Origin of the sequence: Enterovibrio nigricans DSM 22720 (genome assembly GCF_900167155.1) — a bacterium.
GTDB lineage: Bacteria > Pseudomonadota > Gammaproteobacteria > Enterobacterales > Vibrionaceae > Enterovibrio > Enterovibrio nigricans.
On record NZ_FUXU01000028.1, the window covers coordinates 43,602 to 51,454 of the forward strand.

At 46.1% G+C, this 7,853-nt stretch carries 7 protein-coding genes and 1 pseudogene; 3 read left to right on the forward strand and 5 right to left on the reverse strand.

Annotation, left to right across the window (positions count from 1 at the left end; translation table 11 throughout):
- The first annotated feature begins 211 nt into the window (after nucleotides 1-211).
- Entirely contained in the window at nucleotides 212-370 is a 159-nt protein-coding gene (locus B5D35_RS24310) for a hypothetical protein (protein ID WP_157828351.1), read from the forward strand.
- Nucleotides 371-434: 64 nt separating this feature from the next.
- Here the strand turns inward: B5D35_RS24310 and B5D35_RS11720 are convergent, their stop codons facing one another.
- From B5D35_RS11720 to B5D35_RS11735, 4 genes are all read right to left on the reverse strand, one after another.
- Complete coding sequence (locus B5D35_RS11720; RefSeq protein ID WP_078752763.1) at nucleotides 435-2,732, reverse strand: YgiQ family radical SAM protein; 2,298 nt, start codon at nucleotides 2,730-2,732, stop codon at nucleotides 435-437.
- Nucleotides 2,733-2,864: 132 nt separating this feature from the next.
- Nucleotides 2,865-3,851 carry a DUF2860 family protein gene (locus B5D35_RS11725; RefSeq protein ID WP_078752764.1) on the reverse strand — a complete coding sequence of 329 codons (987 nt, stop codon included), beginning with the start codon at nucleotides 3,849-3,851 and terminating at the stop codon, nucleotides 2,865-2,867.
- A gap of 131 nt (nucleotides 3,852-3,982) precedes the next feature.
- Nucleotides 3,983-4,519 (reverse strand): DUF6942 family protein, encoded by a 537-nt coding sequence (locus tag B5D35_RS11730; RefSeq protein WP_078752765.1) that lies wholly within the window; start codon nucleotides 4,517-4,519, stop codon nucleotides 3,983-3,985.
- 8 nt (nucleotides 4,520-4,527) lie between these two features.
- A complete protein-coding gene (locus tag B5D35_RS11735; protein ID WP_078752766.1) occupies nucleotides 4,528-5,397 on the reverse strand; it encodes a LysR family transcriptional regulator in 870 nt (289 codons plus the stop codon).
- 120 nt (nucleotides 5,398-5,517) lie between these two features.
- On the opposite strand from B5D35_RS11735, the gene B5D35_RS11740 reads away from it, so the two are divergent.
- A complete protein-coding gene (locus B5D35_RS11740) occupies nucleotides 5,518-6,717 on the forward strand; it encodes an MFS transporter (RefSeq protein WP_078752767.1) in 1,200 nt (399 codons plus the stop codon).
- Nucleotides 6,718-6,937: 220 nt separating this feature from the next.
- A complete protein-coding gene (locus B5D35_RS11745) occupies nucleotides 6,938-7,402 on the forward strand; it encodes a hypothetical protein (protein ID WP_078752768.1) in 465 nt (154 codons plus the stop codon).
- Between the two features lie 151 nt (nucleotides 7,403-7,553).
- Here the strand turns inward: B5D35_RS11745 and B5D35_RS11750 are convergent.
- Nucleotides 7,554-7,769: pseudogene (locus B5D35_RS11750) on the reverse strand (diguanylate cyclase domain-containing protein); the annotation flags it as partial.
- Between the last annotated feature and the right edge of the window lie 84 nt (nucleotides 7,770-7,853).

A 7,853-nucleotide genomic window follows, 5' to 3' on the forward strand; every position in this document is an offset into this window, starting at 1 on the left:
CCGACCCGAATATGCACCTAAACCACCTGAAGTTTCAGGATTCAGTAAGCAATTGCTTTTAGGGTAGGTAATCCTTCAACAAGCTGCCAAACGCAGTTTAGACCGAGAAAGGTAACTATGTGTCACATTGCATTTCCGACGGTGTTTGGTCGCGTGTTTATCTGTCATGTGATAATGTTTAATAATCAAAGCGTTACTTGTTAAGGAGAGAATGATGGTTAAGATTACATTTATTGTCGGGCTCATCGTTCTGGGTTTTTTAGCCGCAAAGTTTCTTGATGAGAAATCGCAGAAGAAAGTAGTAATAGGCATGGGTGCTGTGGCGTGTATCGCATTCATTTCACTCGTGATCTCTGAGCTCATGCGATAGAACGCAGCACGAAACGGGTGTAATAGTGAAAAAAAAGCGAACCTATAAGGTTCGCTTTCTTGTTTTATCGCGCGGCAGGTCGGTTTCGGTTGCCGGATGGACGTTTCTTTCCTCCACCCATTGGCTTGCTACCGTTGGAGGCACCTTTCGGCTTTCCACCTTTGTTCACAGCAGGTTTGCCTTTTCCGTGTGAAGCTACGGGTGCATTCCCTGTTGGTTTACCGTTTTTGCTGCGTTGTTGCGGCTTACGAATATCCGGTTGGTTTGGATGTTTCGTCGCGAAGCGTTTTGCTCCAGGACGATTTGAACCTCGGCGTTGTGTCGAATGCATCATTTCTTCTTCACTGCCTTCACGAGGAACCAGACAGCCTGGACGCTCGCCAATCAGGTGACGTTTACCCATATCAACCAATGCTTCACGAAGCAGTGGCCAGTTTGCCGGATCATGGTAACGCAAGAAGGCTTTGTGCAAGCGGCGTTGACGTTCACCTTTGGCAACAAACAGATCTTCGCGCTTCTTGTACTTAACGCGTTTCAATGGGTTTGCTTCAGCATGGTACATCGCCGTTGCGTTACACATTGGTGATGGATAGAAATTTTGTACCTGATCGCAGCGGAAATCGTTTTCCTTCAGCCACAATGCCAGATTCATCATATCTTCATCGGTACAGCCAGGGTGCGCAGCGATGAAGTAAGGGATCAGGTATTGCTTCTTGCCTGCTTCTTTTGAATATTTTTCAAATAGCTCTTTAAAGCGATGATATGAACCCATGCCAGGCTTCATCATCAGATCCAATGTGCCTTTCTCAGTATGCTCAGGGGCAATTTTTAGATAACCACCAACGTGGTGCGTCACCAGCTCTCTCACATACTCTGTTGACTCGATAGCCAAGTCGTAGCGTACGCCTGAAGCGATAACGACTTTCTTCACGCCCGGCAAGTTGCGTGCTTCACGATACAGATTGATGGTGTGCTTGTGATCAGTGTTTAGCTTTTCACAAATTTTTGGGAACACACATGAAGGACGACGACAGTTTTTCTCTGCACGAGGATCTGAGCAGCCAAGGCGGTACATGTTCGCAGTAGGACCACCAAGGTCAGAGATCACACCAGTAAAGCCAGGCACTTTCTCTTTGATCTCTTGAATCTCATTCAGGATAGAATCCTGAGAGCGGTTTTGGATGATACGGCCTTCGTGTTCGGTAATGGAACAGAAAGAACAACCACCAAAACAGCCACGCATGATATTGACCGATGTTTTGATCATCTCATACGCAGGGATTTTTGCATCACCATAGCGAGGGTGAGGAACACGTGCAAACGGCAAACCGAACACGTAGTCCATTTCTTCTGTCGTCAACGGAATTGGAGGCGTGTTCACCCACAGTTCGCGCTCACCATGCTTTTGAATCAGTGCACGAGCCGAGAAAGGGTTGGTTTCCAAGTGCATAACACGGCTAGCATGCGCGTAAAGAATGCGATCGTTAACCAGCTTTTCGAATGAAGGGATACGCACATAGCTGTTTTCGGCGTCATGACGCGACGGACGAACCATTACGGGTTTCGCTGGTTTGTCTTCTTCTTTGTTGGTTGCACATGCAGAATCCGTGGCATACGGATTTAGCATCGCCATAGCCTTGCCAGGTTTGTCTATGCGCGAGCTATCAATCTCTGTCATTTCTTCCGGTGCACTTTTCAGCATAACTGCGGTACCTGGAATGCGTGTCATTGTGCTCACGTGTTCGCCGCGAGACAAACGATGTGCTACATCAATTAGTGCGCGTTCGGCATTACCAAACAACAGAATGTCAGCTTTGGCATCACAAAGGACTGAACGACGGACTTTGTCTGACCAATAATCGTAGTGTGCGAGACGACGAAGGCTGGCTTCAATACCACCCAATACAATCGGTGTCTCTTTATATGCTTCACGACAACGTTGAGAGTACAACAACACAGCACGATCAGGGCGTTTACCGCCTTCATTACCCGGTGTGTACGCGTCATCGTGGCGCGGCTTTCTGTCGGCGGTGTAGCGGTTGATCATGGAGTCCATGTTACCCGCGGTCACGCCGAAAAAGAGGTTAGGTTGACCAAGTGCCATAAATGCATTTTTATCGTGCCAATCTGGCTGAGAGATAATGCCGACACGGAAACCTTGCGCTTCCAGTACACGGCCGATTACCGCCATACCAAAGCTTGGGTGATCGACATATGCGTCGCCAGTGACAATGATAATGTCACAGCTATCCCAACCGAGTTGGTCCATCTCTTCTCTGCTGGTTGGCAGGAAAGGAGCGGTACCGTAGCACTCAGCCCAGTATGGTTGGTATTCGTTTATTGGAGTAACAGAATTGCGCATTTTTTAACCTCTTTCTCGCAAGGCGGCAATTATAGCGGCTTGAGCTGATGAGAGCCAGAAGGATTAAACCCGCAATTTCACAAGGTTTTAGAAGGAGAGACGCCACATTTCATTGAAATGCGGCATTTTTATTTAGAATCGGTAAGTTACACCCAAGGAAAGTAGGTATTGGCTTTCTGTGTAAAAATCGATATTAGAGTCTATATGGCTATAACCAGCGAGGGAAACAAGCGATAACGGATGTATCTCAAACAGATGTGCGTATTCATACGCCAAGAATGCGCTGTATTCTGTGTCTGCACGCTTAATGCCAAATGCGGGGTTTACTGCTTCGTAATCGCGGTAGTTAAAGCTACCCGTGAGTACAATTTTGTTTCTGCCAAGAAAACTGAAATAGGTGAGTTCACCACCATAAGTTTGGTGAGACATCGCATCACCATCTGCATCATGTTTAAGGTATACAAAAGCAGGCGTGATTCCTAATCCCTTACCTAAGAATTGACGATAGCTGATTTTGGAATAGAAGCTGTCACCTTTACGAGCGAGAGTTTGCTGTTGCTGAGTCGTCAAGCCGAGACTTGACCCGCTTTGTTCATCATCGAATTCTGTTTGTGCATAAGCCATATCAAGCGACAAGAATGAACCACCAATGCGGTTAAATTGAAGGCGGTAAGCATTGCCCGTTTTTTCTGTTTCTGTCCGTGGCGATCCGATGAGGAAAGGGTCTGCCCAGACATCTTCGGCGAGCAGTGTTGGTAAGTAGGAAAGTGAGATTTGTGTGCCTGAAGCGAGTTCTTGCTTGTAGCCAACTTCAAGGGCAACGATGCCGATCGCAATATCTTCCCGTGATGTCCCTGCGAAAATTTGTTTGTTTAACCCTTCGCCAAACGTGAATTTCGCGCTGCCAAGTGGGCCGAAAATAGCATCATTTTCTCTGTTACCTTCGGTGTTTAATGTACCCGTTTTCGTGTTATTCGCACTGGTGGAGAGATTGGAGTCGGTTGAGGCTATACCGCCAAGTACCGATATTTCACCGGTCAAACCGCCGCGTTCAGCGAGGCTTGCATGGGTACTAAATGGCAGGATAGAGAAACAGGCGAGCAGGAGCGTGGTCTTCATTATTTATTCATCCCTGAAAGGCGACTTTCATATCTTAAAAGCTGGAATAGTATCGTATTTGTAACGTCACCCTAACAAGTTGTAGTCCATAGAAACAAGTTTGAAAACCGATACTTGCACGGAATTGACAATTAGGCGCACTCTAATGCTGTTATCAAGGTTGTCAGATACCGTATTTTTACATTCGACAGTTGGCGGTAATCAAAATAAGGGCAAATCACGATGGGTTTATCCGGATGCTTAGCGAATTCACTGTCTAGCCAGAGAAACTGTTCAGCTATCCCGAGCTTTGTGGCATGTGTGCGTCCTGCGATAATGTGGATAGCATGTCTGTTGTCTAACAGGTGTTCTGAGACATGGCCAAAGTGCAATGCCGTTGTTGAGTGCGATTGGAGAAGGGTTTCATCTCTATAGTGTTGCCAAGAAGGTGAGTTTCGAGGATACCACTGAGAGGAGTCAGGTAAATCAAACAATAGCTTTGCATACACATTGAAAACTTTGCGCCAACCATTACCACCAAGATCGCCAAGTGATTTGATATCACCGTTACGTAGTGAGGTTGTTGAACCAAACTCGGGTTCATAGCCTTGTAAGTCTGTTAACGGCGCTGCTTTTTCGACGTAGACATTGAATGTGGCAGTGGGACTGCCTATGGAAAAAGTTTTCAACGGTTTTCCTATTTGTTCTGTTGGACAAAATCAATAAAGGCGCGGTCTGCGAGTGAAAGGTAACCTTGTTTTCGCCACGCCATCGCAATATCGAGCGTAACGGGCTCTTCGAAGGGGATCGCAACCAGCCCTGGTTCATGCTCGGTAACAAGTTCAAGCAGTGCCGTGATTGCAAACCCATGTCTAACAATGTTTAAGATCATTGCCAGTAAGTTGGTTTCAAATGATAAATGCGGCTCGATATTGTGCTCATGGCAGACCCTATCAATGAACTCGCGGTGGAAATATCCCTTCTTAAACATTACTAATTCTTCGTCGAAAAACGCGCGAAAACTTATGGATTTTTGGTTTGCCAAAGGGTGTTCTTGACTAGTTACCGCCACCATTTGCGATGAGATCAGGTGCTTAGTTTCTAACGCAGCAGGCACATCTCTGCTATGGATCACGCCAATATCCAACTCTCCGTCTAACAGCATTTGTCGAATCGATTGCGTGCCAGCCTCAACAACGATGAGCTTTAAATCGGGGTACTGAGATTTAAACCCCATCAAAATGGAAGGAAAGAAATAGGAGCCAAGCATGCCTGGGACGCCAACTCGCACTTCACCTTTTTGAAGACCTCGGAGCTCGGCCATTGCCGTGTTAGCGTCTTCCACTTGTTGGAGAATACGTTGAGCATGCACTTTCAAGACTTCACCTTCATGCGTGAGGTGAACTTGTTTTTCATTTCGGTCAAAAAGTGGCAGTCCGATGGCGTTTTCCAGTTTCTTTATCGCGACACTGAGTGCGGGCTGTGCAATATGAAGTTGTTTGGCGGCACGAGTGAAGTTCCTTTGTTCGGCTACACATAAAAAATATCTGAGTTGTCGGACGTCCACGTTTATCTGATTCCTTTCCTAGATCAAAAAGATCTTGAAGCGATATATTTAATATATTTCTTTTATCATAGAAGCGCTGTTAATTTTTATATAAGTACAGTCTATTAGAGCACAATCTAAATGATCGAGTTAAGGACACCCGAGTATCGTAAAGCCGCTTTTGCGTTGGCATTTGGTTCGTTTCTGGTGTTTTGTAATCTTTACCTTTTCCAGCCAATGCTCCCGCTTTTCGCAGAAAGCTTTCATGTCTCTGCAACCAAAGCGAATTGGCTGCTTGCGGCGTCAACACTTGGGTTATCTATTAGCTTACTGCCGTGGGCTCTATTGTCAGAAAGGTTCGGTCGGCGACCTGTGATTGTCGTGAGTTTGATGATGATGCCCTTAATAGGTTTTTTATCACTGTTTTTGAGCTCATTCTGGGGTCTTGTTGTCCTTCGCGGGGTAATGGGCATTGCACTTGCAGGATTCGTCGCGGTAGCTGTTGCATACATGGCTGATGAGTTTAGTCCTACCGCGTTAGTTGTCGCAGTGGGGGGGTATATCAGCGCAAACTCGCTAGGCGGAATAGCAGGGCGTCTGTCGGGAGGCTTTTTGTCAGAACATGCCGACTGGCAGGGTGCTGTGATTTCGATGGCATTATTTACAGCGATTGGTGGTTTGATAGTTTACGCACTGTTACCAATTCAACGTCGCTTCAAACCAACGTCAAGTTCTCTGTTTAACCAAACGAAATCCATCGTGAACCATTTGAGAAACCCCGTGCTCTGGGTTGCCATGGTGGTCGGGGGCTTGAACTTCGCACTCTTCGTTAATATTTATTCGGTGACGACATTTAGGCTTATCGCAGACCCATTTAATCTTCCTGTGAGTATCGCGTCTGCCATTTTTGTGTGTTACTTAGCGGGGACATTTTCATCACGTCTGAGCGGCCGCTGGGCGAATCGCTATTCCCCCATTTCAGGAATGTATCTGGGTACCACGGTCACCTTGTTCGGTGTGTTAGTCGCGTCGGTAGAATCTGAAATCGCGGTGGTATTGGGCTTGTTAATTGTCAGTGGTGGGGCGTTTTTTACGCATTCATTGGCGTATGGTTGGGTAAGCAGAAAAGCAACGCATGCGAAAGCAGCCGCGACCGCCTTATATCTTTGCCACTACTATATCGGTGGTAGCCTGGGTGGATTCTATTTAATCGGCTGTTGGGAATTTGGCGGCTGGACAGCCGTTACGCTAGGAGCCTTAACGATATGGGTTCTAATGTTCTTTTGTATCCACCTTCTTAGTGTAAAGCAAAGGGGCGTTTTGAACGAAAACGCCGTTTAGTCAGTTATATATACATTGAAAAACGGTGAAACGGCCATATCGAAGTACACCACCTGAAGAACAACGTTATTTTGTGATTTGAGTCGATAAAATTGTCACGTTAGAGACTGAGTAATAGTGCTAATATCCGCCGCGAAACCGCCAATTAACAGATTGTTATTTGGCGGTTTTTTAATGTTCGATTGTCATGTTTTTAATGGTTTTCATTTAGGGAGTTAACATGAGAAAGTCTCAGGTCGCTAAGTTCGTATTTCTCAGTTTATTTGCTTCTGCGTCAGTATCGGCAAATCAAATTAATGGCGTGTTTGGTATTGGTTATGGATTTGGTGGTGACGAACTGCTTGAAGTGCAATATTGGGGCGGGGACTCAGGTTCGATTGAGGCGAACGCTGGGATATCAGTCTTTGGCGGCATGGATTACTGGTTCCAAGATAAATATTTTGCTCGTGGAACCATTGGCTACAAATTTGATTCTGAGTCGGCGGATAATGGCGAAGTGTCGTTTGACCATATTCCGCTGGAGTTGACAGCAAATGCGAAGTTTGGAAACCATGTACTGGGCGCCGGTATTGCTTATCACACGGCGGTTGAATTGGAATGCGATATGCGTACACCTGCAATAGCTCATTGGAATTCGATAATGCGTTGGGCTTCGTTGCACAATACGAATACCAATTCGAACTAAATGGTGGAAACCGTGTGGCTTTGGGTGCTAAATACACCAATGTTGAATATGCGTTGAGCTCGGGTTTAACTGAGGTTGATGGCAGCGGCTTCGACGTTTCTGTTTCATACTTTTTCTGATAAGCCAGTAGCTGAGTTTGTGAACTTTTTTGTTAGTTCGCAAATTCAAGCCAGGGGCGTTTGTTGTTTTCACCAGCCCGTTTATCACACTCTTCGTAATAACGGCTGCAATCGCGGCCGTGATTTTTAGCCTGATAAAGCGCGAGATCTGCCTTTTCGAGCAATGATGAGAAATTGTCATTTTTGGAAATGCTCGTGCTGATACCAACCGACGTCGTTACGTCAATGGGCTTAGCCAATCCCTGGCTTTGTTGCTTAAATCGATGGAACTAAATCTAGAAGCTACGATCTGATCGGCTACACCCATCAATCGTCGTAGTCTCATGTCTAAA